25 protein-coding genes are annotated in these 26,277 nt (G+C 42.0%); 12 read left to right on the top strand and 13 right to left on the bottom strand.

What is annotated here, in order from left to right; translation table 11 throughout:
• Positions 1 to 133: 133 nt before the first annotated feature.
• The 3 genes from GQA99_RS02505 to GQA99_RS02495 are packed head-to-tail and all read left to right on the top strand — an operon-like array spanning position 134 to position 4,945.
• Positions 134 to 2,068 (top strand): PrkA family serine protein kinase, encoded by a 1,935-nt coding sequence (locus GQA99_RS02505; RefSeq protein ID WP_160052286.1) that lies wholly within the window; start codon positions 134 to 136, stop codon positions 2,066 to 2,068.
• A 57-nt stretch (positions 2,069 to 2,125) separates the two neighbouring features.
• The gene (locus GQA99_RS02500) at positions 2,126 to 3,391 is read left to right on the top strand and encodes a YeaH/YhbH family protein (protein WP_160052285.1); all 1,266 of its coding nucleotides are present in this window, start codon (positions 2,126 to 2,128) and stop codon (positions 3,389 to 3,391) included.
• Positions 3,392 to 3,400: 9 nt separating this feature from the next.
• Entirely contained in the window at positions 3,401 to 4,945 is a 1,545-nt protein-coding gene (locus tag GQA99_RS02495) for a SpoVR family protein (protein ID WP_160052284.1), read from the top strand.
• A gap of 116 nt (positions 4,946 to 5,061) precedes the next feature.
• Here GQA99_RS02495 and fadR read toward each other — a convergent pair whose 3' ends face one another.
• Positions 5,062 to 5,781, bottom strand: coding sequence for a fatty acid metabolism transcriptional regulator FadR (gene fadR, locus GQA99_RS02490; RefSeq protein ID WP_160052283.1), 720 nt, complete (start codon positions 5,779 to 5,781; stop codon positions 5,062 to 5,064).
• Between the two features lie 589 nt (positions 5,782 to 6,370).
• Here fadR and nhaB point away from each other — a divergent pair.
• Positions 6,371 to 7,963 carry a sodium/proton antiporter NhaB gene (nhaB, locus tag GQA99_RS02485; RefSeq protein WP_160052282.1) on the top strand — a complete coding sequence of 531 codons (1,593 nt, stop codon included), beginning with the start codon at positions 6,371 to 6,373 and terminating at the stop codon, positions 7,961 to 7,963.
• A gap of 112 nt (positions 7,964 to 8,075) precedes the next feature.
• Positions 8,076 to 8,585 carry a disulfide bond formation protein DsbB gene (gene dsbB / locus GQA99_RS02480; RefSeq protein ID WP_160052281.1) on the top strand — a complete coding sequence of 170 codons (510 nt, stop codon included), beginning with the start codon at positions 8,076 to 8,078 and terminating at the stop codon, positions 8,583 to 8,585.
• 81 nt (positions 8,586 to 8,666) lie between these two features.
• Here dsbB and GQA99_RS02475 read toward each other — a convergent pair whose 3' ends face one another.
• The 3 genes from GQA99_RS02475 to GQA99_RS02465 form a co-directional block, all read right to left on the bottom strand.
• Complete coding sequence (locus GQA99_RS02475; protein ID WP_160052280.1) at positions 8,667 to 9,113, bottom strand: YcgN family cysteine cluster protein; 447 nt, start codon at positions 9,111 to 9,113, stop codon at positions 8,667 to 8,669.
• Positions 9,114 to 9,174: 61 nt separating this feature from the next.
• Positions 9,175 to 10,137 carry a lytic murein transglycosylase gene (locus GQA99_RS02470; RefSeq protein ID WP_160052279.1) on the bottom strand — a complete coding sequence of 321 codons (963 nt, stop codon included), beginning with the start codon at positions 10,135 to 10,137 and terminating at the stop codon, positions 9,175 to 9,177.
• 32 nt (positions 10,138 to 10,169) lie between these two features.
• A complete protein-coding gene (locus GQA99_RS02465) occupies positions 10,170 to 10,448 on the bottom strand; it encodes a YcgL domain-containing protein (protein WP_160052278.1) in 279 nt (92 codons plus the stop codon).
• A 119-nt stretch (positions 10,449 to 10,567) separates the two neighbouring features.
• Here GQA99_RS02465 and minC point away from each other — a divergent pair, with 119 nt between their 5' ends.
• Genes minC through minE form a run of 3 tightly spaced genes read left to right on the top strand, consistent with a single transcriptional unit; the run spans position 10,568 to position 12,333 of the window.
• Entirely contained in the window at positions 10,568 to 11,233 is a 666-nt protein-coding gene (gene minC, locus GQA99_RS02460; protein ID WP_160052277.1) for a septum site-determining protein MinC, read from the top strand.
• Between the two features lie 27 nt (positions 11,234 to 11,260).
• A complete protein-coding gene (gene minD / locus GQA99_RS02455; protein WP_160052276.1) occupies positions 11,261 to 12,070 on the top strand; it encodes a septum site-determining protein MinD in 810 nt (269 codons plus the stop codon).
• A 2-nt stretch (positions 12,071 to 12,072) separates the two neighbouring features.
• A complete protein-coding gene (minE, locus tag GQA99_RS02450; protein ID WP_160052275.1) occupies positions 12,073 to 12,333 on the top strand; it encodes a cell division topological specificity factor MinE in 261 nt (86 codons plus the stop codon).
• Positions 12,334 to 12,432: 99 nt separating this feature from the next.
• Here the strand turns inward: minE and rnd are convergent, their stop codons facing one another.
• The 8 genes from rnd to yoaA all read right to left on the bottom strand — a co-directional run bounded on the left by rnd (position 12,433) and on the right by yoaA (position 21,144).
• Positions 12,433 to 13,545: a ribonuclease D gene (gene rnd / locus GQA99_RS02445; RefSeq protein WP_160052274.1), complete on the bottom strand. Its 1,113-nt coding sequence runs from the start codon at positions 13,543 to 13,545 to the stop codon at positions 12,433 to 12,435.
• 73 nt (positions 13,546 to 13,618) lie between these two features.
• Complete coding sequence (gene fadD, locus GQA99_RS02440) at positions 13,619 to 15,292, bottom strand: long-chain-fatty-acid--CoA ligase FadD (RefSeq protein ID WP_160052273.1); 1,674 nt, start codon at positions 15,290 to 15,292, stop codon at positions 13,619 to 13,621.
• A gap of 216 nt (positions 15,293 to 15,508) precedes the next feature.
• Positions 15,509 to 16,396: an alpha/beta fold hydrolase gene (locus GQA99_RS02435; protein WP_160052272.1), complete on the bottom strand. Its 888-nt coding sequence runs from the start codon at positions 16,394 to 16,396 to the stop codon at positions 15,509 to 15,511.
• A 147-nt stretch (positions 16,397 to 16,543) separates the two neighbouring features.
• Complete coding sequence (locus tag GQA99_RS02430) at positions 16,544 to 17,407, bottom strand: class I SAM-dependent methyltransferase (protein ID WP_160052271.1); 864 nt, start codon at positions 17,405 to 17,407, stop codon at positions 16,544 to 16,546.
• Positions 17,404 to 18,078 (bottom strand): M50 family metallopeptidase, encoded by a 675-nt coding sequence (locus GQA99_RS02425; RefSeq protein ID WP_160052544.1) that lies wholly within the window; start codon positions 18,076 to 18,078, stop codon positions 17,404 to 17,406. Before GQA99_RS02425 ends, GQA99_RS02430 begins: the two co-directional genes overlap by 4 nt.
• On the bottom strand, positions 18,071 to 18,400 hold the full coding sequence (locus tag GQA99_RS02420; protein WP_160052270.1) for a hypothetical protein: 330 nt from the start codon (positions 18,398 to 18,400) through the stop codon (positions 18,071 to 18,073). Before GQA99_RS02420 ends, GQA99_RS02425 begins: the two co-directional genes overlap by 8 nt.
• Before the next feature lie 70 nt (positions 18,401 to 18,470).
• The gene (gene tsaB / locus GQA99_RS02415) at positions 18,471 to 19,172 is read right to left on the bottom strand and encodes a tRNA (adenosine(37)-N6)-threonylcarbamoyltransferase complex dimerization subunit type 1 TsaB (RefSeq protein ID WP_160052269.1); all 702 of its coding nucleotides are present in this window, start codon (positions 19,170 to 19,172) and stop codon (positions 18,471 to 18,473) included.
• Positions 19,173 to 19,245: 73 nt separating this feature from the next.
• Positions 19,246 to 21,144: a DNA repair helicase YoaA gene (gene yoaA, locus GQA99_RS02410; protein WP_170293497.1), complete on the bottom strand. Its 1,899-nt coding sequence runs from the start codon at positions 21,142 to 21,144 to the stop codon at positions 19,246 to 19,248.
• 260 nt (positions 21,145 to 21,404) lie between these two features.
• On the opposite strand from yoaA, the gene GQA99_RS02405 reads away from it, so the two are divergent.
• The 3 genes from GQA99_RS02405 (at position 21,405) to GQA99_RS02395 (ending at position 24,292) form a co-directional block, all read left to right on the top strand.
• A complete protein-coding gene (locus GQA99_RS02405; RefSeq protein ID WP_160052267.1) occupies positions 21,405 to 22,634 on the top strand; it encodes a cation:proton antiporter in 1,230 nt (409 codons plus the stop codon).
• A 636-nt stretch (positions 22,635 to 23,270) separates the two neighbouring features.
• Complete coding sequence (locus GQA99_RS02400) at positions 23,271 to 23,735, top strand: DUF6265 family protein (RefSeq protein WP_160052266.1); 465 nt, start codon at positions 23,271 to 23,273, stop codon at positions 23,733 to 23,735.
• Positions 23,735 to 24,292 (top strand): DUF1569 domain-containing protein, encoded by a 558-nt coding sequence (locus GQA99_RS02395; protein ID WP_160052265.1) that lies wholly within the window; start codon positions 23,735 to 23,737, stop codon positions 24,290 to 24,292. The genes GQA99_RS02400 and GQA99_RS02395 overlap by 1 nt, the downstream gene beginning before the upstream one ends.
• 90 nt (positions 24,293 to 24,382) lie before the next feature.
• Here GQA99_RS02395 and GQA99_RS02390 read toward each other — a convergent pair whose 3' ends face one another.
• Positions 24,383 to 24,742: a Fis family transcriptional regulator gene (locus tag GQA99_RS02390; protein ID WP_160052264.1), complete on the bottom strand. Its 360-nt coding sequence runs from the start codon at positions 24,740 to 24,742 to the stop codon at positions 24,383 to 24,385.
• Between the two features lie 186 nt (positions 24,743 to 24,928).
• Here GQA99_RS02390 and GQA99_RS02385 point away from each other — a divergent pair, with 186 nt between their 5' ends.
• A complete protein-coding gene (locus tag GQA99_RS02385) occupies positions 24,929 to 26,272 on the top strand; it encodes a hypothetical protein (protein ID WP_160052263.1) in 1,344 nt (447 codons plus the stop codon).
• Positions 26,273 to 26,277 lie beyond the last annotated feature (5 nt).

Genomic DNA, 26,277 nt, shown 5'->3' with positions numbered 1-26,277 from the left:
CGGTTGCCCTGTCCTACACTTTAGTCGTAAAGCCTAATATAGCTGGATAGGTCTAGCAGCATACTCCACTAGATCCTCTCCCATCACTTTGGCTTTTAAAAGTGAGACAACTGTCTGTTTTGAGGGGGTTACCATGGGTATATTTGAGCATTATCAACAACGTTATGAAAAAAAACTCGACGAGGAATACACCCTAGCGCAATTTCTTGATATTTGTCAGCAAGACAAAAGCTCATACGTTTCTGCTGCAGAGCGTTTATTAATGGCCATTGGTGAAGCCAAAATGGTCGACACGGCTAAAAATCCTATCTTGAGTCGGATTTTCTCTAATCGGTTAATTGCAAGTTATCCCGCTTTTAAAGATTTTTATGGCATGGAAGAGGCCATCGAACAAATCGTGGCCTATTTAAAACATTCAGCTCAAGGGTTAGAAGAATCAAAGCAGATCCTGTATTTGCTTGGCCCTGTCGGTGGCGGTAAATCATCGCTTGCTGAAAAATTAAAAGCCTTAATGCAACAGGTGCCTATTTATATCCTCAGTGCAGATGGTGTGCGCAGCCCGGTTAACGACCACCCTTTTTGTTTATTTGATCCCGAAGAAGACAGCACGCTTTTACAAAGCGAATACAATATCCCTGCCCGCTACCTTAAAACCATCATGTCGCCCTGGGCAGTCAAACGCTTGCATCAGTATGGCGGTGACATTTCGAAATTTAGAGTGGTTAAAGTTTATCCGTCGGTATTAGATCAAATCGGTATTGCGAAAACCGAACCCGGTGATGAAAACAACCAGGATATTTCAGCCCTTGTCGGTAAGGTGGATATTCGTCAACTTGAACATTTTTCACAAGATGATGCCGATGCTTACGCTTATTCAGGCGCCCTGTGTCGTGCTAACCAGGGCTTGATGGAATTTGTCGAGATGTTTAAAGCCCCAATTAAAGTGCTACACCCATTATTAACCGCCACTCAAGAAGGCAATTACAACGGTACCGAGGGCTTATCTGCATTGCCCTACAACGGAATTATTTTGGCCCACTCAAATGAGTCGGAATGGTCGACATTTAGAAACAACAAAAACAACGAGGCGTTTTTAGACCGTGTGTATATTGTTAAAGTGCCTTATTGTTTGCGCGTGTCAGAAGAAATGGCCATTTATCAAAAGTTGTTAGCTAACTCTGAATTATCGATGGCGCCGTGTGCCCCTGGAACCTTAGAAACCTTAGCGCAGTTTAGTGTGTTATCACGCTTAAAAGTCCCTGATAATTCATCGATTTATTCAAAAATGCGTGTCTATAACGGCGAAAGTTTAAAAGACACCGATCCTAAAGCTAAATCATACCAGGAGTATCGAGATTACGCCGGTGTAGATGAAGGCATGCAAGGGTTATCAACCCGTTTTGCCTTTAAGATTTTATCGCGGGTGTTCAACTTTGATAGCGCTGAAATTGCTGCTAATCCAGTGCATCTTTTTTACGTACTCGAAAAACAAATTGAACAAGAGCAATTCCCAAGTGAAACAGGCGAGAAGTACCTTGAGTTTTTAAAAGGTTACCTTATTCCTAAGTATGTTGAATTTATTGGTAAAGAAATTCAAACCGCCTATCTTGAGTCTTATTCTGAGTATGGCCAGAATATTTTCGACCGTTATGTCACCTACGCAGACTTTTGGATCCAGGATCAAGAATATCGCGATCCTGAAACCGGGCAGTTATTTGACCGTGGTGCATTAAATGCTGAGTTAGAGAAAATAGAAAAACCTGCAGGCATCAGTAACCCTAAAGACTTCCGTAATGAAATCGTTAACTTTGTTTTACGTGCCAGAGCCAACAACGAAGGAAATAACCCATTGTGGACCAGTTACGAAAAACTGCGCACAGTGATTGAAAAGAAAATGTTTTCTAATACCGAGGATTTATTACCCGTTATTTCGTTCAATGCCAAAACCTCAAATGATGATCAACGTAAACACGATGATTTCGTCAATCGGATGATGGAAAAAGGCTATACCAAGAAACAAGTCCGATTATTGTCTGAATGGTATTTACGCGTTCGAAAATCATCATAATCAACACCCAGCCCTGGCTGAGGCTTACTCAGCCAGAACGTAGACTTGGGGGGGCGTATGGCAAATTTTATTGATAGACGACTCAACGCTAAAGGAAAAAGCACAGTTAATCGTCAGCGGTTCATTGAACGCTATAAAAAACAAATCAAAAAGGCCGTCAGTGATGCGGTGACGCGTCGTAGTGTCACCGATATTGATAAAGGTGAAAAAATCAGTATCCCTACCCGTGACATCAGTGAACCACTATTTAGACAAGGCCAAGGTGGTAAACGAAATCGTGTCCACCCAGGTAATGATCAGTTTAATCGTGGCGACCAAATACAGCGCCCGAATGGCGGTCAAGGTGGTACTGGCCAGGGTGATGCTTCAGACAGTGGCGAAGGCAATGACGATTTTGTCTTCAATATCTCAAAAGATGAATACCTAGAATTATTATTTGAAGACTTAGCACTACCCAACTTGCAAAAGAATCGCCTTAATAAGTTGGTTGAATATCAAACTTACCGGGCGGGTTTTACCAATGATGGCGTGCCAGCCAATATCAATATTGTCCGTTCACTGCGATCATCTCTTGCCCGAAGAATTGCGATGTCTGCCAGTAAAAAGCGCGCCCTTAAATTATTAGAAGCCGAGCTTGAGCAATTACAAAATACACCTGGTTCAAAAGCTGAAAACATTCTCGCATTAAAAGAGCAAATTGAATTACTCAAAAAACAAATCGCCAATGTACCTTTTATCGACACCTTTGACTTACGGTTCAATAACTACTCAAAACGTGAAAAACCGTCCAGTCAGGCAGTAATGTTCTGTTTAATGGATGTATCAGGCTCGATGGATCAAGCGACTAAAGATATTGCCAAACGGTTTTATATATTGCTGTATTTGTTTTTAACCCGCAGCTATAAAAATCTTGAGGTTGTCTATATCCGTCACCATACCCAAGCCAAAGAAGTTGACGAGCATGAGTTTTTTTACTCTCAAGAAACCGGCGGTACCATAGTATCAAGCGCGTTAAAACTGATGAATGAAATCCAACAAGCACGTTATCCTGAAAACGAGTGGAATATTTACGCCGCGCAGGCGTCGGATGGTGATAATTGGGCCGATGATTCGCCCCACTGCCATGACTTATTAGCTAAGCATATTTTACCCAAGGTGCGTTATTTCAGTTATATCGAAATCACCCACCGAGCCCATCAAACCTTATGGGATCAGTACCAGGACCTGCAGAAACAATTTGATAATATTGCTGTGCAACACATTCGTGAAGTTGAAGACATTTATCCGGTATTTCGCGAACTCTTTAAAAAACAGGCTGTATAGGGGGCAATCATGGTTAAAGCAACTCGCAAGCCGTTAGATGATGGACCCGAATGGACATTCGACTTACTAGACCAATATCAGCAAGCCATTGCTGAAGCTGCAGATTATTTTAAATTGGATGCCTACCCCAACCAAATCGAAATAATCACCGCCGAACAAATGATGGATGCCTATGCCGGCATTGGTATGCCCATTGGTTACACACATTGGTCTTTTGGTAAACGTTTTATTGAAACTGAACAAGGGTATAAACGCGGGCAAATGGGCCTTGCATACGAAATTGTAATTAACTCAGATCCATGTATTGCCTACTTAATGGAAGAAAACACCATCACTATGCAAGCACTTGTTATGGCCCATGCCTGTTATGGTCATAACAGTTTTTTTAAAAATAATTATTTATTTAAAACCTGGACCGATGCTAGCTCCATTATTGATTACTTAGTATTTGCTAAAAATTACATTCGAGAATGCGAGGTTAAATACGGTATTGAGCAGGTTGAGCTAACCCTCGACTCTTGCCATGCTTTAATGAATTATGGCGTGGACCGATATAAGCGCCCTGCTGAAGTGTCGTTTAAAGAAGAGCAAGCACGCCAACAGGAGCGCGAGGATTACCTGCAAACTCAAGTGAACGATTTATGGCGCACCATCCCCGTATCACCGCAAAAAACACCCGAAGATAGCCGTAAAATTTTCCCTGAAGAACCACAAGAAAATATTCTGTATTTTATCGAAAAAAACGCCCCTTTATTAGCCCCATGGCAACGTGAACTAGTGAGAATTGTGCGCAAAATGGCGCAATATTTTTACCCACAAAAACAGACTCAGGTTATGAATGAAGGTTGGGCAACCTTTTGGCATTACACCATTTTGAACCACCTGTACGATACCGGCAAAGTCAGCGACCGTTTTATGTTGGAGTTTTTGCAAAGCCACACCGCTGTTGTTGCGCAGCCCTCTTACAACAGCCCGTACTATAATGGCATTAACCCTTATGCTCTTGGTTTTGCCATGTTTGTCGATATCAGACGCATTTGCGAACACCCAACGGATGAAGACCGTCAATGGTTTCCTGATATTGCGGGTAGTGACTGGTTAACCACAGTGCATTTTGCGATGCAAAACTTTAAAGATGAGAGTTTTATTAGCCAATATTTATCCCCAAAAGTCATTAGGGATTTTAAATTATTTGGCATATTAGACGATGAAAAGCGCAGTCATTTGGCTGTCTCAGCGATTCACGATGAGCAAGGTTATCAAGACATTCGTAATATCATGTCGCAGCAGTATAACTTATCCAATATCGAGCCCAATATTCAGGTGCAACAAGTACAAGTCAATGGTGACCGTTCAATTACGCTACGCTACATTCCGTTTGATAACATCCCGCTGGCTGACAACCATCAGGAGGTGTTGAAACATCTACATCGATTATGGGGGTTTACTGTGACACTAGAGCAAGTTGATGAACTTGGCATGATAAAAGTAATATCAACATGCCCTGAAATGGAATCACAGCCTCACCATTCTTCTTATAACGTTATCGCTTAGGCTCACTAAATCAGTTAACTATACGAGCTAAATAATATTATAAGCCCTTAGCTTATGGGCATAAAAAAACCAATCACTAAAGGATTGGTTTTTTATACTTGAGGTCTCAAACTGATTTAGCTGTTGTCATGACCGATTTCAGCGGGCATATCATCACGCAGTTTTTGCCATAATTTACCGCTTTCGATACCATTGTTACGCATTAACGTTGGCACTTCGGCATAGTTTTTATCTTTGGCCAGCTTTTCAAGTTTGATATAGAAACGCATGGTCAATTCTCGAGCTTCTTGGCTTGAAAAGTAGAAACGCCCCACACGATTATATAAACCTTTAAACCCATTCAAAATCAACACGTACAGTGGATTTCCAGACGCAAAAGCCAGGGTATGATGCAATTGATAATCAAACTCGGCATAGGCTTCAGCATCATTTTCTAACGTATGAATTCCTGCAAGAGCGGCTATGGCTTTGTCTGGATTGTGTCTAATCGATGCTCGGAAATAAATATTACTCACGTTGCCACGTGCCGACATTAACTGATCGACCAATAACGGAAATCCATCTGGATTCAAATCCGCAATGGTCTCAAGAATATTCAGCCCAGATGTTTCCCAAAAGTTGTTTACTTGGGTTGGCTTGCCGTGTTGAATTTTCAACCAGCCATCGCGTGCTAAACGTTGTAGCACTTCACGTAATGTTGTACGCGTAACCCCAATAAGTTCAGAAAGCTCGCGTTCAGCTGGTAAAATTGATCCGGGTGGAAATTTGTTTTCCCAAATAGAACGAACAATGTATTTCTCGGCAAAACTTGCTGGGCCTTTGGCATTGATGATCATTAGCCTTCATATCCTATTGCTAAACAATGGCGAAACTATTGCACTGATCATACCAGAGCGGTGGAAAATAAAAACCATTGTTTATTCACAACACACATAATGCTGCTTTTTTAAACAAAGCACGTTAATTCAAATAGAATTAACGGAATTAACATCACATTAATCGACTAATATCATCAACATATCAAGATTTATGTCGATATAATCAAACAAGTTTAGTATATACTCATGTAGCTAGTTTGTTATTGCTGTGTAGTAATTTTTGCTAGAACAACGGCATTACAATTTGTTTCTTTTAAGCTAAACTAGCGACGAAAATAATGAACCATACTGAGTTTGCCGCATAAAAATGTGTGCTAACACCTTGTTTATCATATCAATGCATTACTATTTACAACTATTTCACAGGCTGTTTTGTAATACAATAGTAGGTAGAGTTTTAATGGAAATGAATGAAATATTGATTTTCATCAAGTTTTAAATCTGAACTTGCCTCTATTCTCCCAAACCTGTTGAAAATAAGAATGTGTTGTTTGCTATCAAGAAATGGTACCAATACTGTCACAATAACAATATCGGAGAGGCTGCTATGCAGGCAACCAAGGGTCAAGCGCTGTTTGTTAACTTTTTAGGCAATTCGCCTAAGTGGTACAAATACGCCATTTTGGCATTTTTAATTATCAATCCCCTGCTGTTTTTTTACGTCAGTCCATTTGTCGCAGGATGGGTACTCGTCGTTGAATTTATTTTCACCCTTGCGATGGCATTAAAATGTTATCCATTACAACCCGGCGGTTTACTTGCCATTGAAGCGGTGATGATTGGCATGACATCGCCCACCCAGGTTTTGCATGAGATTGAAGCTAACCTGGAAGTGCTTTTACTCTTAGTGTTCATGGTTGCAGGTATCTACTTTATGAAACAGCTGTTGCTGTTTGTATTTACCAAAATGATCACAAAAGTGCGTTCTAAAATTGTCGTGTCATTAATGTTTTGTACGGCATCGGCTTTTTTATCGGCCTTTTTAGATGCCTTAACCGTTATTGCGGTAATTATTGCTGTGGCAGTAGGTTTTTATTCTATTTACCACAAGGTCGCGTCTGGCAAAAGCTTTAGTGATAATGATGGACACGACCATACGTCCGAATCATCTGGGCAACTCAACGACGATGAGTTAGAAGCATTTAGAGCGTTTTTACGTAACTTATTGATGCATTCTGGTATCGGTACAGCCTTAGGTGGTGTATGTACCATGGTGGGTGAGCCACAAAACTTAATCATTGCAGCGCAAGCGCATTGGCAGTTTGGTGAGTTCTTCTTACGTATGTCACCAGTAACAATGCCAGTGTTAGTTGCCGGTATTTTTACCTGTTTCCTTGTTGAAAAATTAAAGTGGTTTGGTTATGGCGCGCAGTTACCCGATGCTGTGCATCGTATTTTAACTGACTACGCCGCTCATGAAGATTCGCACCGAACCAATCAAGATAAAATGAAATTGGTTGTTCAGGCGTTAATTGGTGTGTGGTTAATTGTTGGCCTAGCTCTGCATTTAGCCTCTGTTGGCTTAATCGGCTTATCTGTGATTATTTTAGCGACTGCCTTTAACGGCGTCACAGATGAACATGCACTGGGTAAAGCATTTGAAGAAGCCTTACCCTTTACCGCGTTATTAGCCGTGTTTTTTGCGGTTGTGGGTGTAATCATCGACCAGGGCTTATTTGCGCCAGTAATCCAGTGGGCACTTAGCTATGAAGGCAATACGCAGTTGGTGATTTTCTATATCGCAAACGGCTTACTGTCTATGGTGAGTGACAACGTGTTTGTGGGTACGGTGTACATTAACGAAGTTAAATCAGCATTACTGAGTGGCCAAATTACCCGAGACCAATTCGACTTACTGGCTGTCGCCATTAACACAGGTACTAACCTACCGTCGGTTGCCACGCCAAATGGTCAAGCTGCGTTCTTGTTCTTGTTGACCTCTGCTATTGCACCGCTTATTCGTCTGTCTTATGGTCGCATGGTGTGGATGGCATTACCTTATACCATCGTATTATCGATTGTGGGTGTGATGGCCATTGAAACCGGTTTCTTAACGGATATGACACAAATACTCTACGATACGCAGTTGATTATTCACCACTCTGCGAAAGATTTAGGCGGTATGGTTAGCGGCCATTAATGCGCTAGGATGTTGGACTTACTGGATAATTTATCTTAAAGTCGACACAACCCATTTGAACACCCTCAATTGAGGGTGTTTTTTTATCTCAAAAATGCACTAGGAGCAGTACTTGTCAACGTTACAACTCTTTTGTCGTGGTCGTTTATCGTGGGGATTACTCGCACTGTCTGGGGTCGTGCTAGAACTGGCAGCACTGTTTTTTCAGTACGTAATGGATTTGGCTCCTTGCGTCATGTGCATATACGTGCGCGTAGCCGTTCTTGGCCTTATATTGGCTGGATTGATTGGCTTGCTACAACCGAAACTGTGGATAGTACGCTTTATAGGCCTAGTCAGTTGGGCTGTGTCTTCAGTGTGGGGGTTTAGATTAGCCTATGACCTTAACGACATGCAGGTGAACCCATCCCCTTTTGCGACGTGTTCTTTTTACCCTGAGTTTCCAAGCTTTATGCCGTTAGATGTGTGGTTACCCTCGGTGTTTTCACCGACCGGAATGTGCAGTGACCTTCCCTGGACATGGCTCTCTGTGAGCATGGCACAATGGATGATGGTGTGTTTTGTTATCTATGCGGTGATTTGGTTAGCCATGCTTGTTCCGTGTTTAAAACCGGCAAAGTAACTTATCCCAATTGATGAACAAAAAAGACCTCAATTGAGGTCTTTTTGATTCAAAGTGACGCATTGATTACCCGTGGTTGAACTATTCAACGTCGAGTAATGGCCACAGCACTATACAGTCTTCGAGGTATTTAACCTTCATCTCGTTAACCGTTTTACCTTGCACCGAAATACCTGCAGCATGCATAGCCTGTTTGTCACCGGTTAATAATGGGTGCCAGCTGGGCAACGCTTTACCTAAATATAAACGACGATAAGCACAGCTGTCTGGTAACCAGGTTAATTCACTAATGTTAGCAGGCGTTATTGCTGTGCATTCTGGCACGTATTTAAAACGTTCAATGTAGCGTCGACAACTGCAACTGTCTGCATCGAGCAAATGACAAGCCGCATTGGTGTAATACAGTTCATCAGTTTCATCATCAATAATTTTATTTAAACAGCATTTACCGCAGCCATCACAGAGCGACTCCCATTGTATGGGCGTCATTTCATCTAAGGGGGTTGTTGTCCAGAACTGAGTCATCATGGTCTATCTAAAGAGTTATTCATCAAAATTTGTAGGTATTTTACACCGAAAACGGTACAAGTTACTGCTTAATTTTTTCAGAAAGGTAGGTTAACGCTAAGGTGTCATGAAATGAAGGCGTTAACTGGTGTAATAATCGAAAATTATCGTAAACCAAATAAAAGCGTCCTTTGTTGCCGTCAGGAGCAATTAACGACACATTCATGTCGCTGCGAGATGGCAAGTTATCACCATTAAAACGCCTAATGCCATAAGCCTGCCATTGTGGAAAAGTATGGGTCGTGGCCAACCCTAACAAATTAGGGTCCAACATCATGGTCGCTTTAACTTGCCTGCCCCAAGTAGAGTCAAATTGCCAACCTTGTTGATGTAACATATTGGCAGCGCTGGCAAACGCATCTTCTGTCGTATCCCAAATATCAATTTTGCCATCTTGGTCACCATCGACAGCATAGCGTAATAGTTGTGAAGGCATCATTTGCATTTGCCCCATAGCCCCCGAAGATGAACTGCGAAGTAACGCTATGGGGATCTGCTTTTGCTCGATGAGTTTAAGCGCCGCAATAAACTCATTAATATAAAAAGCTTCATTTTCACCTTTAAAAGCAAGGGAAGCTAAAACTGATAATGTTGAAAACCGGCCAGACTGCTCGCCAAAGCGCGAATTAACACCCCATAAGGCAATCAGAAAACGAGGTTGAACTTGATAACGCTGGCTGAGCTTGTTAACTAAAACTTCATGCTGTTGCAACATGGCTCTTGCGGTACTGACGGTAATTTCGGGTATAGCTTGCGGAATGAATGTCTCAAGGGTGTATTGTGGATTAGATGCTATATTGGCTTTTTTAAAAATTTTAATCTGTGAAATATACCGCTCTGCGGTCACAGCTGAAACACCGGCATTAATGGATTGCTGTTGCAAAGAAAGCAAATAATCCGCAAATTGGTGATGGCTACTATTAGCCATCACTAACGGAGAAAGTAAGAAGTAAATGGTTGTGCTTAAGATGATTTTTAGAATCATATGAGTCCTGTTTACTCCTCAAAAGATTCAGTTTATTGCTTAAAACCTATCTCTTGTTTGTGTTGGTCGAGTAAATTAATGATCGGTGGCGGAATTTGTAAATAAAAGCCTTGTTCTTCTAATGCCGCTTTTACTTTGCCAATATCAGCAATCCCCAGATGATCACGCTTGGATAAAGGCACAACCATCACTAACGTGGGCGCACCAAACATGTCCATTAGCGGAGCAGGAACATCATCAAAAACATCACGTTTTTTGACAAAAAGGTAAGTATCGGCTTTTCTACTACTTTTATATACTGCACAGATCATTTTAGTGTAAATTTCCAAAGGTTCAAACTTGATAGTCAACTAAGCACACTATAACATGGTGACTCAAGAAAATAATTGTAAATCAGTTTATAGCTGATGTTTTGGAGAATGATGCCGGGATGGCTAAACAAAATCTCGAATTAAAAGCCACGTCTTTTACATTATCAGTGCTGCACATAAATAATAGTAATCTCGACCTTATTGCGACTGAATTAGATAACAAACTGGCACAAGCCCCACAATTTTTTTTGGGGGCACCTTTGGTGTTAAATCTTGCTGCGATTAAACATTCCCAAATCGATTTTTACGCGCTCAAACAATTATTAACTGACCGAAATTTAATTATCGTTGGAATTACCGACGCGAATGAAGCGCAAATAGAACAGGCTAAAAACATGGCGATTGCCGTGGTAAAATCAGGTAAACAGGCACCAAAAGCTGAGTTGCCTAAAAGGGCCACTAAAATTGTTAAGCAAAATGTGCGTTCTGGACAACAAATATACGCACAAAATGCTGATTTAATCATTTTTGGCGCCGTTGGTAATGGCGCTGAAGTGATTGCTGATGGTAGCATTCATATATATGGTGCACTTCGTGGTAAAGCCATGGCAGGTGCTGCGGGCGATAATCAAAGTGTGATTATCGCCAACTCGCTTGAAGCTGAATTAGTGTCGATTGCTGGGCAGTATTGGTTAACTGAACATTTACAACAATACGCTCTCGATCAAAGAGGTTGTGTCCGCCTTGAAGGCGAGTCTCTCACAGTTGAATCATTGCCTCAATAATTGGCAAATAAAAGGATATAAAACAAAATGGCGCAAATTATTGTTGTCACATCAGGTAAAGGTGGTGTGGGGAAAACAACATCCAGTGCAGCAATTGCCACGGGATTGGCTTTAAAAGGAAAAAAAACCGTTGTCATCGATTTTGATATCGGCTTACGAAACCTTGATTTAATTATGGGTTGTGAGCGCCGCGTAGTGTATGACTTTGTCAACGTGATTAATGGCGAAGCAAACCTCAATCAGGCCTTAATTAAAGACAAGCGTTGTGACAAACTGTTCGTGTTACCGGCCTCGCAAACACGTGACAAAGATGCATTGACCAAAGAAGGCGTAGGCAGAGTTTTAGACAATTTAGCCAAAGACTTTGACTACATTGTTTGTGACTCCCCTGCGGGGATTGAGCAAGGCGCCATGATGGCATTGTATTTTGCCGACATCGCCATTGTAACGACAAACCCAGAAGTTAGCTCAGTACGCGACTCAGACCGCATATTAGGCATGTTACAAAGCCGTTCGCGCCGTGCAGAGCAGTCACTCGAACCTATTAAAGAATATTTATTACTGACACGCTATTCACCTGCTAGAGTCAAAACGGGTGAAATGCTCAGTGTAGAAGATGTACAAGAAATTTTAGCCATCGAACTACTTGGGGTTATCCCTGAGTCTCAGTCGGTACTTAAAGCGTCAAACTCTGGTGTACCAGTGATTATTGATCAAGAAAGTGATGCAGGCCTAGCCTACAGCGATACTGTCGCACGCTTATTGGGTGACGATGTACCGGTTCGATTTATCACAGAAGAAAAAAAGGGATTCCTTAAAAGGATTTTTGGTAGCTAACTATGTCGATACTTGATTATTTCAGAAGCAATAAAAAACCTAATACTGCATCCTTAGCAAAGGAAAGATTGCAAATTATTGTGGCACATCAGCGTGGAGAACGTGGTGCGCCCGATTACTTCCCGAAGATGAAGCAAGAAATCATCGAAGTGATCCGCAAATATGTTCAGATATCAGATGACCAAGTCTCTGTGCAACTCGATCAAAACGATGATAATTTATCGGTATTAGAACTTAACGTTACCTTACCAGATTCAAAGTAATTGGCTATGGTGAAACTAAAAAGGATACTGGCATAATGCGAGTATCCTTTTTTATTGGCTATCGAAAATAAGGACATTTACGATAAAAGTTAAAGCTACTTAACTAAACTGAATATCGGCCAATAAGTCACCAACTAACTGCCCTCTCCAACCGCACAATAATAATGGTGTGGCTGTTTGTTTATTGTGATAAAGCCACAACAAATATTCGTGAATATGACGTTTTGAACCGACAAATTCTAACGCCACCTGCTCACGTTCACACAACTCAGTTAAACGCGTTTTAAGATCTTTAAAGGCTGACTTGTAACCTGACTTTAAAGCAACAATATCAACTTCTTCAGGCAGATTAGTTAAATCGGCTGTGGCCATCACAGCTAACAAATCTTTACCATGAATGCGTTTTTCTTGCTCAGTTAAATCGGTTAAGCGGCTTAATTCAGCTAGGGTTGTAGGCTGCTTTTTAGCCAAAGCAATCAGCGCATGGTCTTTAACGACAAACCCCAGCGCTAAATTACGGCTAACCGCTTTGTTTAAACGCCATTTCGCCAGTACTTTTAAATATGCGAGTTGTTGGCCATTGAGCTGAAATGCGTTTTTGACTTTAAGGTAGATACTGTCACCGTCAGGTAACGTCATTCTTCCCTCGGTCATGCGCTGACCTTCTTCAAACAACCAGGCTTCACGCTGGTTTTCAGCCAGCTTTTGTTGTAATTGCGGATACAGTTTATACAAATAATACACATCGTTTGCAGCGTACTGCAGCTGCGCTTCAGTCAGTGGGCGTTTCATCCAGTCAGTACGAGATTCGCCTTTATCCACTTCTACTTGCAAACAAGCGTCAACCAGCTTGGCATAGCCTAAGCCGTGACCTAAACCAGCAAGACTGGCTGCAATTTGGCTGTCAAATAACGGGCTTGGCTGACATTCACCATAATGGGCAAACACTTCTAGGTCTTCACTGCAAGAGTGAACCAATTTAACAATATTGGGGTTAGTCAGAAGCTGCCAAAAAGGACTGAGATCGGTAATCGCAACAGGATCAATTAAGGCCAAGGTCTTGCCATCATAAGCCTGGATCAAACCTAATTTTGCATAATAGGTGCGGGTGCGGACAAACTCAGTATCAAGTACCAACAAGGTACTTTGTTGGTATTGCTCAACTAATGATAAAAGACTCGCATCATCACTGATATATTCAAACGTTAACAAAATAAGCTCCGCTAAAAAATACAAATGGGGAAAGGCACCAATAAAAAAGCCGGCTCAATTGCCGGCTAGTATTTTATGCTTTCTTCACTTCATCTCGAAGTTGTCGGCGTAAAATTTTACCCACATTCGTTTTTGGTAATTCGTCCCTAAATTCTACCAGCTTAGGCACTTTATATCCCGTTAAATGATGTTTACAGTGCTTAATTAGCTCTTCTTCGGTAAGTGACTTATCTTTGGCGACCACAAAAATTTTCACTAATTCACCACTGGCTTCATGCGGTACGCCCACAGCGGCAACCTCAATCACCTTCGGGTGCATAGCAACCACCTCTTCTACTTCGTTGGGGAATACGTTAAAACCTGACACTAAAATCATGTCTTTTTTACGATCCACAATAAAGAAAAAGCCCTGCTCATCCATGTAACCAATATCACCTGTCGCAAGCCAGCCGTCTTTGTCGATAACTTTGGATGTTTCCTCAGGACGTTGCCAGTACCCTTGCATGATCTGCGGGCCTTTTACATACAGCTCACCGGTTTCACCCTGGGCCAACACTTTTGAGTCATCATCGCGAATTTGGATTAGGGTTGAAGGAGCTGGAAATCCAATAGAGCCGTTATAACCATCTAAGTTATAAGGACAACACGTCACCAATGGTGATGCTTCGGTTAACCCGTAACCTTCTAGTAAGCGAGTTTTGGTAATTTTTTGCCATTTGTCTGCAACAGCACGCTGCACCGCCATGCCGCCACCAATTGAAAATTTAAGCCTAGAAAAGTCTAGGTTATTAAATTCGTCATTGTTAACTAATGCATTAAATAAGGTGTTTACCCCGGTAAGTGCTGTAAATGGGTATTTTTTCAATTCGCCCACAAACGCAGGAATATCACGAGGGTTGGTAATTAATAAATTCTTGCTGCCTTTATGTAAAAACAATAAACAGTTAACCGTTAACGCGAAAATATGATAAAGCGGCAATGCGGTGACAACAAACTCAACACCATCGTCAAGGGCTGGAGAATAAGCACCATTGGCTTGCAATACATTACTGACCACGTTTTTATGGCTGAGCATTGCCCCTTTAGAGACGCCAGTTGTTCCACCGGTGTATTGTAAAAAAGCTAAATCATCGCCGTTAATATCAGCTTTAATGTACTGCAGGCGACGACCTTTTGTTAACGCATCACGAAATGACAATGCATGTGGTAGATGATATTTGGGCACCATTCTTTTGATATATTTCACCACAAAGTTAACGAGTGTACGTTTGGGCGCACTGAGCTGATCGCCAAGGCTAGTAATAATGACCGACTCAACCGGCGTTTGGTCAACGACTTCTTCAAGGGTATTGGCAAAATTTGAAACAACCACAATGGCTTTTGCGCCCGAGTCGATTAGTTGATGCTTCAACTCACGAGGGGTATACAGTGGATTAACGTTAACCACCACCATGCCTGCGCGTAAAATACCAAATAAAGCAATAGGATATTGCAATAAGTTTGGCATCATAATGGCGACACGATCACCTTTATTTAAATGCAGATCATTTTGTAAATAGGCTGCAAATGCGCGGCTGCGTTCTTCAAGCTTACGATAGGTCATCGTCGCGCCCATGTTGATGAATGCAGCTTGGTCGGCATATTTAGCCACTGAATCTTCAAACATGTCTACTAACGAACTAAATTGAGATGGGTCTATTTCGGCCGGAACATGTTCAGGCAGGTGATTAATCCAAGGCTGGTCCACAGGTGTCTCCTAATCATTCCACTGTGCTAAGACGTGCATTCCCCGTCAGTGGTAAAAATTTTATAGCACTGCGTATCATTAATATTGTTATCGCAGGCTTTTTTATGTTTACTGTAATGATAAATTGTCGTGACAAAAATCATACAAGTGTTTTAATTTTTGACCATAATCACATAAATGCTTTCAAAATAACAGCGATTTTAGCTGTCTGAGCCACTAATTTAGAACAAAAGCTCCAATCGTTTCTGCAACGAGATCAGCATTGCCCATATGTAGGTGATGATCGCCTGCCAATGTTACCATTTTAATGTTGCTAAACCAGGTATTTGCATGCTGTTCTGTTAAGGTGAGTTGTTTATAACCGTCTTGTGCACCAATGAAGAGTGTTTGCGTATCACTGGTGGACATTAATGCATCAACCTGTTCAAAAGTAAAACGATTTAATGAATCAAGTTTCAATCTTGGATCGCTTCGCCACGCACATTTATCATCGATAAATTGCATATTTCGTTGCGTTATTAACTCGCACCAGGGCAATGCAAGTCCAGTCAATTGATGGCGAGCCTGAATGGCCACATCCATCGAGGAATAAGTCGGTATTGGCCGCGATAACTGCCGATTAAAACGTTGTTGTTGCTGTAAACCTTTACGAAGCCGAGTTTTAGCGTGCTCTGCCGATTCATACAAAGGCCCGAGTGCTTCAATCAAGATGAGCTTGTTAATATTCTCTCCCATACAGGCATTATACGCAGAGGCAATAATGCCCCCTAATGAATGCCCTATCAGTGTTACAGGCTGTCCTTCAATTGATATCTCCTGAATAACGGCTTGTAAGTCATAGATATAGTCAATCCAGTGTAAGGGGTAACGTCCGGGGCGATGTTCAGATAATCCGTGGCCGGGCAAATCAATACAGATCAGTTGATGCGACTCAAATAATCCATGTTGAGCAAATGCATTGGCGAGTGGAACAAAACTGTCGGCGTTATCTAACCAACCATGCAATGCCAATATAATCGGCATATCGGCTTGGCCATAACGCTTTGCTGCAAGGGTAATATGCGCCAATGGTATTTGAAATTCGGTTGAGTTCAGTGTCAGCATGCTTGGCTCACTTTTTTAACGGTAAAACGGCTTTGATAGAGATAAGGATGAGTAGCAGAATAGACCATAATCAATGATCAATAAGGAAGTCATTAAGAGAACAGGGATAAGCCACAGCATAAACGCGGTAGATTACCCCTTAGCAGGTTACTTAGCCGCTGTTTTGGTGAATTTAAGCGTCATACGATCACTTTCACCAATGTCGATGTATTTTTGCTTATCTTCTTCACCCATAGCCAAACGTGGCGGAAGAGTCCACACACCTTTTGGATAATCTTTGGTGTCTTTAGGATTAGCATTAACTTCGGAGCTCGCGGTTAATTCAAAGCCATACTTTTTCGCCAATTCTACCATTTGGTTTTGGTCCATATAACCGCTTTCTGCAGCCATACCAATGTTAGCACGATGCTCAACCACACCAAATGAACCACCCACTTTTAGCACATCATGAGCGGCTTTAAACACACCTTCTAACTCGCCTTTCATTGCCCAGTTGTGCAAGTTACGAAATGTCAGTACATGATCAGCAGAGTTATCTTTACCTAATGAGAATTTAGCCGGTGGATCTAAGGTCACAAATTGCACATTGCCCACACTGGCTTTGTTGTCGCTGACCCATTTTTCAAACTTTAATCCAGCCGATTGATAATAAGCAGTTTGCTTGGTGTCTGTCGCTGGTTTTGTTTCAAAGTTAGCCGCAACGTATTGACCTTTTTCGGCTAAATATGGCGCTAAAATTTCAGCATACCAACCACCGCCTGGCCACAACTCGATGACGGTTTGCTCTGGTTTAATATCAAAAAACGATAGGGTTTCTGCCGGGTGACGATAATTATCACGTAATTTATTTTCTGCAGAACGAAACTCACTTGCAACGGCTTTAGCTAACGCAGCATTGATTTGCGGCATTGCCTCTTGTTTAGCTGGCACAGCATCTGCTGCAAGTACAGTGGTGGTAAATCCAAGGCTCGAAAAACCAATTAAAGCGCCTAACATCATGTTACGTTTCATTTAATTACTCCCTTTTTATAATCTACTTTTTGCCAACACAGCCACAGCATAACACCACTGAATAGTAGCCATGTCATAACCCATATCCATGCAGGTATCCAGGTCAGTTGCGCAAGCATGACCGCATCGCCCTGACCGCTTAAACCCAATAATACCATTGGGCTTGCCATGGCATTCAAAATTATCATGAGTCCTAATATACGCAGTAAGGTGTTTAACACACTACTGTTTTTTAATTTAAGTGGTAACAAAAAAACAATGGCTAACACCAGTAAGATAGCAATGGTGAGCAAATCGCGTGCCCAGAACACTAATGATGCCGCGACAGTTAGCCCGAGTAGGCTGAGTGTAAAGCGAATAATGCTTTTTTTCGTCGCTAATAAAAAAATCACATAACCCCATAACGCTGCACCAAAATAGCCTGCATAAGCAATGAAAATGCTGCTGCCACCCTGGCTAAAACACAAACCGGCGCCATTAGGAAATAATTGAATATGGCTCACCATACCACCGGTTAATAGCGTGGCAATACCATGGGATAATTCATGGAAGTAGCTTTCGAGCCATTTAAACGGAACGGATATGTATGGAAATCGTGTCAGTAAAAAAGCCACCAGCAATTCAAGCATAAAACGGCTGCGACTAGGCGTTGCCGAAACCGCACTAGGCATATAAGTCGATACCGACCATTTGTTGGATTTCGTCACGCTTAGCTGAATGTTGTGTAGACAAGTATTGGGCTATCGCGCCGCGTTGGCTCGTTGTGTCACGATCATATTCAACGCGAGCTTGTTGCTTTGCTGATAAAGTGACATCATCAACGATTGCAAGTTTCTGACTATCATTGTTTTGCTGAGCAGCATCTGTAGGAATAGGGTTAACAACAATAGGGTCACGGGCTGGCGCAATAGGACGATTTCCGGCAACAGCTTGACTCAGGCTCACTGGGCCTGATTGATTATGTGCTGTTGATAGTGCTGGATTAATCGTCATTTACGATTCAGTTACCTTATACTGTGATTAACACGTCTATGTAAATAATATGTCAAAATATCGCCAATGGCTATTCTCGACCGGGAAGTTTTTTCCAAGTGACGGTATCACGCAAATAAACCGGTGCAAGCTCATCAACGCTGGTATGCAAGCCTTGTTGTTGACCTTGCTGAGCCAAAACAAGCATATACTTGGCATCGGGATAACGGGCTTCGGTACAGGGCATCGTTTGAGGCGTCAGTGTTAACAGTTGTGGATATGCATCAAATCCGGTACCACAAGCATGAATATCTTGGCGTGGGTCAAGTAATAATTCAATCGATTCAGGCGCACTCACATGCTCCTCACCCACTAATATCGCCATGCCATCTTGAGCAATATATTGTCCCCAATACACTTCATTCATGCGCGCATCAATACAGCAAAGCACTTGAGTTGCGCCGGCTTCAGTAATGGCAGCTTGTGCCATTGCCGCAAGTGTAGAAATACCAATCACTGGTAAATCAAGACCTAGTGCTAAACCTTGAGTCATACTGGTGCAAATACGTATTCCGGTAAAACTGCCAGGGCCGCGGCCATATGCAATTAAATCCACATCGGCTAACGTCACTTGAGCTTGTGCTAATACGTCATCAACCATAGGTAATAAACGCTGGCTGTGCTCACGTGGGGCATCAGCAATCTGGGCAAACACCTTGCCATTGACAGTAAGTGCTGCAGAACAGGTTTCGGTGCAGGTATCAAGCGCAAGGATGGTTAACAGCTGTGACATTATAAAAAAGTACCCAGTAAAAAAGCATCAAATAAGCCGAGTATGATAACTGATGCGCCGCGTTTTAAAAAGCTTAAGGGATGTGTTTTAGAAACTGCAGCGCTTTGTCTAAATCACGTGTGCGCTGCATTGGCGGCAATGAATTAATAAAAGCTTGCCCATAAGCGCGATTAACAATGCGGTTGTCGCACAAAATCAACACGCCACGATCTTTCTCATCACGAATAAGCCGACCAACACCTTGCTTTAAACTAATCACCGCCTGGGGTAACGATATGTGGCTAAAAGGGTCTAACCCTTGGCGCTCTGCATTGGCTGCTCGTGCTTTATAAAGCGCATCATCAGGCGACACAAACGGTAACTTATCGATGATGACACAACTGAGTAATTTACCGCGCACATCGACCCCCTCCCAAAAACTACTGGTGCCGAGCAGTACCGCATTACCAAGTTGCCTAAATTTATTTAATAAGCTTTGTTTACTTGCCTGCCCCTGCACCAATAACGGATAAGTTGTACGCCCATGCAATGACGAGGCGACTTGCTCAAGCATTTGATGGCTGGTGAACAATATAAATGTTCTTCCCTGAGCGGCATTAATGGCTTGAATACACACATCAACCAATTGTTTCACCGTATGTTGCGATTGCCCTACTTTGCCTAAATGTCTCGGTACACAAAACATCGCTTGGTTGGGGTAATCAAACGGACTGTCTAAAATGATTTGTTTGGCTGATGTTAAGCCTAACTCGGTGGCAAAGTGACCTAAGCTGCGGTTGACCTGTAATGTGGCCGAGGTAAAAATCCAGCGGGTGTTAGCATCAAATAATTGTTGGCATTGCTTAGCCACATTAATTGGGCTTAATCTTAGCATGACAAACCTTGCACCTAATTCAACGCTGTAGGCAGCTTGCATGTCTGTGCATTCAAAATAATCTTGTAGTTTTTCAGCGAGATCATGCAGTTGCTCAAACGCTAAATCAAGCTGATCGTCGCGACCAAGATGATGTGTCATGAGTGTTGCTAAATCAGCTAATGCTTGTTGTAAGGTCCACGACACTGTAGCTAACTGTTTGTTAGCCAAAACTTTACGCCAGTCAGACACCTGATTGTCGTACATGGCGTTATGCCAATCACTTAGCGCCTGCAAACCACGCTGGGCTAATTGCTCTATTTGAATACTGTCGCGGATCACTTCTCGATGAAGTTTGATAATACCATTGAGTAAGGTGTCGATTTCACGGCTGGATATATGGCTGCCAAAGTAATTAATGCAAATGTCTGGCACTAAATGGGCTTCATCAAAAATCACCACGTCGGGATCGGGCAGTAACTCTGCAAACCCAGTGTCTTTGAGTAATCGGTCAGCAAAAAACAAGTGATGATTCACTACTACCACTTTCGCATCCATAGCCCGCACACGTGCTTTACGAGTAAAACACACATCGTAATGTTCACACTTTTTACCGGTGCAGGTTTCTTTAGTACTTACCACACTGGGTAATACCTCAGAATGTTCGGCAACCGAGGTTAAATTACCTATGTCACCGTCTTTACTTAAATTCGCCCATTGATTAATTTTGAGTAAATCGTCGATGTAATAGTCACTAAAATGCGCAGCATTTTGCATTTGTTTTTCAAGACGTAACTGGCATAAATAGTTATTACGCCCTTTGAGCAATGCAATAGGTACATGTACATCTAGCATGCCGAGTAAGGCGGGTAGGTCTTTTAAAAATAGCTGTTCTTGCAAATTTTTACTGCCAGTACTTATCACTACCTGTTTACCACTGAGCAACGCAGGGATTAAGTACGCAAACGTTTTGCCCACTCCCGTACCAGCTTCAAGGATAAGGTTATGTTTTTGGCCTATGGCCTCACTCACTGCCAGCGCCATATCGGCCTGGCTTTGACGATGATGATAATTGTGCACATTTTTAGCCAAGGCACCGTGCTGGCTAAATTGATGCATCACGGTTTGCGTAAGTCTTGAGCTCAAAATATCCTCAATTTATGTAATGTACCCAATAATAGGCAAACATTGGACGTATTATGCTGTTATCCGCAACATCTTCCAATCATTAATCGCATTAATACTGTTGATATGCAGTTTTTTATTTCATGATATCTTTACAGTATTTTAATACTACCCGCTTGACCCCAACGCGACTCTATAGAATAGTTAGCGTCCTTTTAAAAATTCAATAGTGACTGCATTTCCTCTAGGGCGATATGAATACAGCTGCGCTTATTTTGGCTTTCTCGTTGCAACTACTAATCATCATTGTTGCATCTCAAATAATGGGGTATTTAGCAAAATTTATTGGCCAACCCAAAGTTGTTGGAGAAATGATTGCAGGCGTAATGTTGGGTCCTTCTCTTTTGGGGCTCATGTGGCCAGAATGGCAACAAAGCGTTTTTATTGAACAAACCCAATCTTGGCTATATTTGGGTGCCCAATTAGGGGTTGGCATTTACATGTTTTTGGTTGGATTAGAATTTAACACCGCTTTATTTAAAAAACAGGTAAGGTCAGCACTGGCAGTGTCATTAGCTGGCATGCTCGTTCCCTTTGTTGTCGCGATCATCTTATGCATTTGGCTGGTAGATGTACCCGGATTATTCACCGAAAATATCAGTTTTACGCAAGCTGCGTTGTTTATGGGGGCTGCAATTGCCATTACCGCCTTTCCAATGCTGGCTAGGATCGTTTATGAACGAGGATTAGCAGGCACATCTTTGGGCACATTGGCGTTGGCAGCGGGTGCCATAGACGATGTTGCTGCCTGGTTTATTCTTGCAATTGTACTTGGCAGTTATGGCGGAGGTTTTTTGTTGGTTATAAAAGCTCTGTGCGGAGGCGCCTTTTATGGGTATATCATGCTTACAAAAGCAACCACCTGGCTGCAACCTCTCGCTAATCATGTGCAAACGCGTGGTAAGTTGGCCTTTGCTCCCTTTATGGGAATTTTATTGTTATTTGCCATCTCCGCATACGTAATGGATTGGGTTGGGCTGCATGCTGTATTTGGCGGTTTTTTACTCGGTGTCGCGATGCCTAGAGGTAAACTGACTGACATACTAACAGCAAGATTACTCTCGATTACGGTAATCATTTTGTTACCCATGTTTTTTACCTATTCTGGTTTAAAAACCGAGTTAACCTTACTAGCTTCATGGCAATTATTCGGCATTACCGCAGTAATTTTACTGGCCTCCATATTGGCTAAAGGACTGGCATGTTGGGCTGCTGCTAGGTTAAGTGGTGCCGACAACCCAACCGCGATGGCCATTGGTGCTTTAATGAATGCCAGAGGGTTAATGGAGCTTATTATTATCAATATTGCACTACAACATGGCATTATTGAACAAGGATTATTTTCGATTATGGTGGTTATGGCAATAGTAACAACATTTATGGCTACGCCTTTATTTTCGATAGTATATACCCAATCAACTTGAAGATGCGGGTTTCAGAGCTTCACTGTGTTTTCAATACTAGGCGCGTTAATGCAGTAATGTAGGTACCTTATACCAATTCCATTAATTATCTGGTCATTCAGCGGGAGTTCTGTGCCTTCTAGGCAAGTAATAGAATTGTAGGCATAGTTGCTCTCGGCAACGGCTCCTGCGTTGCTCTACCTCCTGCATCCATGCAGTCGTACGTCAAAATGCTATTAAGCAGCATAGAAGGCACAGAAACCCGCCTTGCAGGAGGCTCTCAGACCGTTCATTTCTTTGTTGCATTGCCTTAGAAGGGAATAACCATTATTTCAACAATGCGCCTCAAACTGAACAATCTGAGTGACTCTGATTGGTCACATAATTAATGGAATTGGTATTATGAATTAGCGCAACAACGCTCTTGATTTAATAATAAGGGGGACACGGTGAAGCTCCCAAAGGGCAAGTTTTACACGCGTTTATGCTGCGGCTTTTGTTAATTTAGCTTATTTTGGAAAGGGAACGACCATTCCCCGCAATCAATGCCTTGCTTAAACGCGTGTAAATTCTTGCTGAAATCGAGCATCTTCAGGTTGTTTGGGTATATGCAAGAAAGTCGTCTAAGATGAACAATGTCGTTACGCAGGTGCACTAATGAAATTTATTTTATTGTTGTTTGTATTATTGCCAATCCCCTCTTGGGCCGAAAAGTGTGAAAGGCTCTCTGACCTAAACGCGTTATTAGGCACCTGGCAGAGTGTGCAATCGCAGATAACTCGGCAAGAACAATGGTTACAAGTCAGCGACAACACTTTTGAGGGCAACGGTCAAACCTATAACGAACAGTGGAAACACAATGAATCTTTGCATTTATTGAGCATGCCTGAAGGGATTTTTTATGTGGCAACAGTGGCGCATAATCCTTTGCCTGTGGCATTTAAATTAACCCAATGTGAAAAAACACGACTTGTATTTGAAAATAGCTCACATGACTTTCCAAATAAAATTGAGTATGACTTTATCGACCATGATCAGATCACAGTGAAGATCAGCGGCCATAATAACAAAGGCTTTAATATTGAGTTTACTCGCCTATCAGAAAATAATAAGGCAAATTAATGCAACGTAGACAGTTTTTAAAAGTGGGCATGATAAGTACCGTTGTTGGTATTAGCGGCGCAAGTACGCTTTGGTTAAGTCAAGGTGCCGATACCAAATTACTGACAATTGAAGCATTACTGTCTAAGCTGCAACAGCTTGCTGTGCTGCCAGCAGAGGAACTAGCAGACTTGAGTATAGGCCAATGGAATAGTGCACAAATCTTTACGCATTGTGCTCAAAGCGTTGAGTTTTCAATGAGCGGATTTCCTCAGCACAAATCTGCAATGTTTAAACACACAATAGGTGCGTTAGCATTCTCTGCTTTTGCCACAAAAGGCGCAATGACTCACAACCTTACAGAAGCTATCCCTGCCGCCCCCATGCTTGAACCACTAACTGATACTCATCAAGCTTTAGCTCGACTAATAACGTCATTGCAAGATTTTTCGCAATATCAGGGAAAATTAGCGCCGCACTTTGCTTATGGTGAACTCACTAAACAAGATTATGAATTCGCTCATGTACTGCATTTTTATAACCATCTAGACAACTTCAAGCAACTGAGTAAGGGCTAATTCATCTCAATTGACATACTCATAAAATGACATTTATTAGCGGTACTTATTTTAGAGCTAGTGATTAGTGGCAGTGATTAGCGGCACTGATTAATGATACTGATTGGCGCCGCTCAAACGTAATGCCCAATTGCCATGGTGTTGTTGTGCGCATGCAGCTTCGGTATCAAACTTAACATGTTGCTCGATATTGTTGAGCACAATACCATCTTTAGCCAAAGTGCCTTTAATTAACTGAAGTAATTCAAGTTTATGGCCGTTGTGGTTAAGTTGAGTAAGGAGAGCCTCGGTGTCAAACACGCACACAATGCGTAAACTTTTAGGGAATGTATTGTAGTCAACAGTGTGTGTTAACCATTCAAATCCCGCATATGCAGCCAAAGCATGATCACAAACTTCAGTGAGTGATTGCCTAAGTTGGTTATCTATTTTCTTATCTGTTTTACGCATAATGTTCCGTTAGTCGTCTATATAGTGCTTGAGTCAAATAGCATGCAGGAGTGCGAACCCGGATTCACCATAAAAGGCTTTTCCATTTTGCCAACCTGAAATCTCAACATTTCATTGCAATCTAAATGGCATCATAATACCGTAAACATCATGATTTTTTTAAACACAGCTTAAGGAAAAGCAATAATGAAATGGTTAATCGTGGTCGTCATCAGTTGGAGTATCGGTTTTGTCAGTTACCCACTGCTTTGGCCTAGCGACGCTCACAATACCACGAGCAGTGCCAATGTTTTAAACCAAAGCACGGTAGTACAGCATACATCTTCAGCATCATCAAACCATACATCGCCACAACAGCCTCAACTCATCGAGCAAAAACAGTTTGATCGTGACGCGCTAAAAGCCTCGTTAAATACTGATGAAACACCGTACATGTCGATTTTCAAAATCATGCAGCTCGCAGAACAAGATCCTTTAGAAGCCCTACTCATTGCTCAAGAAACACAACATGAAGACTTATACGGCTTTATCTTAGAGATTGCCGGTAAAAAACAATTTTCGAACGTGATTTCATGGCTTGAACAACAAAAAAGTACAGAGCTATACGAATCGTTACTGGACAGCTACTTACGCGGCTTAGCCTCAGTTAACCCACAACAAGCATTAAGCGATGTTGAACTGTTAGCAGTAGAACCAATGAGATCTTCGATTGTCATGTCGATTGTCGATTCATGGGCCAGCAGCGATGCTATTAGCGCATTTGAATGGTTAAAACAGCAATCAGAAACACAATCGACTTTAAAGATGTATTTGAACACCATGTACTACTACATTGAGCAATCGCCCAATGAAGCGGCTAATTTAATCTCATCATTGCCTTTGAATGAATCAACCAACTATTTGGTCACGTCGATGGTTTATCAGTTAGTGGAAAAAAACATTCAAGATGCTGTCGACTGGTTAGAGGGTATTTCGGTTGAGCAGCGTGCCAGCGGTGTGTTTATTATTTCTCGCAAAATGGCTGAAACCGATCCCGAGGCGGCATTAGTGTTTTTAAATAATCAAAAACAAGCTTACGATTTAAACCAAGACTATTTCAACAGTGCGTTAGCTGAAATCGCCAGCGTAGAACCCAATATGATGCTCGCCAGAATCGATAATTACGATGCTAATGTGCAGCGAGATATTATTATTAATGCCAGTTATGCGCTAGCAGATTATTCTGAATCAAGCTTTTTACAGGTAGTAGAAATGCTATCAGATGACAATAAAGACATTGCCTACCGCCAAAGAGCAAACCAACTCAGCCAAAGCGATCCACAACAAGCCTTTAATGTCGCAGAGAGGATTAGCGACGCCGCCTCACGTGAAGAGTCGATTGTCAGTACGGTGAATGTCTGGAGTGGATTTGATAAACGCGCTGCACTGAGTGCCATTGATAATTCAACGCAATTAACGGCAAGTCAAAAAGTCGATATAAGCAATCAAATACAGTTGCAACTCACTTCATCAAACATGATTTATCCATAAAATGG

Source organism: Shewanella litoralis, assembly GCF_009828585.1.
Taxonomy (GTDB): Bacteria; Pseudomonadota; Gammaproteobacteria; order Enterobacterales; family Shewanellaceae; genus Shewanella; species Shewanella litoralis.
Note: the sequence above shows the minus strand (reverse complement) of the source record. Positions and strands in the feature narration are given on the sequence as shown.

Bases quoted from the DNA above. Each gene is read 5' to 3' on its own strand.
- GQA99_RS02505 (WP_160052286.1), top strand. From the start codon at position 134: ATGGGTATATTTGAGCATTATCAACAACGTTATGAAAAAAAACTCGAC.
- GQA99_RS02500 (WP_160052285.1), top strand. From the start codon at position 2,126: ATGGCAAATTTTATTGATAGACGACTCAACGCTAAAGGAAAAAGCACA.
- GQA99_RS02495 (WP_160052284.1), top strand. From the start codon at position 3,401: ATGGTTAAAGCAACTCGCAAGCCGTTAGATGATGGACCCGAATGGACA.
- fadR (WP_160052283.1), bottom strand. From the start codon at position 5,781: ATGATCATCAATGCCAAAGGCCCAGCAAGTTTTGCCGAGAAATACATT.
- nhaB (WP_160052282.1), top strand. From the start codon at position 6,371: ATGCAGGCAACCAAGGGTCAAGCGCTGTTTGTTAACTTTTTAGGCAAT.
- GQA99_RS02475 (WP_160052280.1), bottom strand. From the start codon at position 9,113: ATGATGACTCAGTTCTGGACAACAACCCCCTTAGATGAAATGACGCCC.
- GQA99_RS02470 (WP_160052279.1), bottom strand. From the start codon at position 10,137: ATGATTCTAAAAATCATCTTAAGCACAACCATTTACTTCTTACTTTCT.
- GQA99_RS02465 (WP_160052278.1), bottom strand. From the start codon at position 10,448: ATGATCTGTGCAGTATATAAAAGTAGTAGAAAAGCCGATACTTACCTT.
- minC (WP_160052277.1), top strand. From the start codon at position 10,568: ATGGCTAAACAAAATCTCGAATTAAAAGCCACGTCTTTTACATTATCA.
- minD (WP_160052276.1), top strand. From the start codon at position 11,261: ATGGCGCAAATTATTGTTGTCACATCAGGTAAAGGTGGTGTGGGGAAA.
- minE (WP_160052275.1), top strand. From the start codon at position 12,073: ATGTCGATACTTGATTATTTCAGAAGCAATAAAAAACCTAATACTGCA.
- GQA99_RS02435 (WP_160052272.1), bottom strand. From the start codon at position 16,396: ATGCTGACACTGAACTCAACCGAATTTCAAATACCATTGGCGCATATT.
- GQA99_RS02430 (WP_160052271.1), bottom strand. From the start codon at position 17,407: ATGAAACGTAACATGATGTTAGGCGCTTTAATTGGTTTTTCGAGCCTT.
- GQA99_RS02425 (WP_160052544.1), bottom strand. From the start codon at position 18,078: ATGCCTAGTGCGGTTTCGGCAACGCCTAGTCGCAGCCGTTTTATGCTT.
- GQA99_RS02420 (WP_160052270.1), bottom strand. From the start codon at position 18,400: ATGACGATTAATCCAGCACTATCAACAGCACATAATCAATCAGGCCCA.
- tsaB (WP_160052269.1), bottom strand. From the start codon at position 19,172: ATGTCACAGCTGTTAACCATCCTTGCGCTTGATACCTGCACCGAAACC.
- yoaA (WP_170293497.1), bottom strand. From the start codon at position 21,144: ATGCATCAATTTAGCCAGCACGGTGCCTTGGCTAAAAATGTGCACAAT.
- GQA99_RS02405 (WP_160052267.1), top strand. From the start codon at position 21,405: ATGAATACAGCTGCGCTTATTTTGGCTTTCTCGTTGCAACTACTAATC.
- GQA99_RS02400 (WP_160052266.1), top strand. From the start codon at position 23,271: ATGAAATTTATTTTATTGTTGTTTGTATTATTGCCAATCCCCTCTTGG.
- GQA99_RS02395 (WP_160052265.1), top strand. From the start codon at position 23,735: ATGCAACGTAGACAGTTTTTAAAAGTGGGCATGATAAGTACCGTTGTT.
- GQA99_RS02390 (WP_160052264.1), bottom strand. From the start codon at position 24,742: ATGCGTAAAACAGATAAGAAAATAGATAACCAACTTAGGCAATCACTC.
- GQA99_RS02385 (WP_160052263.1), top strand. From the start codon at position 24,929: ATGAAATGGTTAATCGTGGTCGTCATCAGTTGGAGTATCGGTTTTGTC.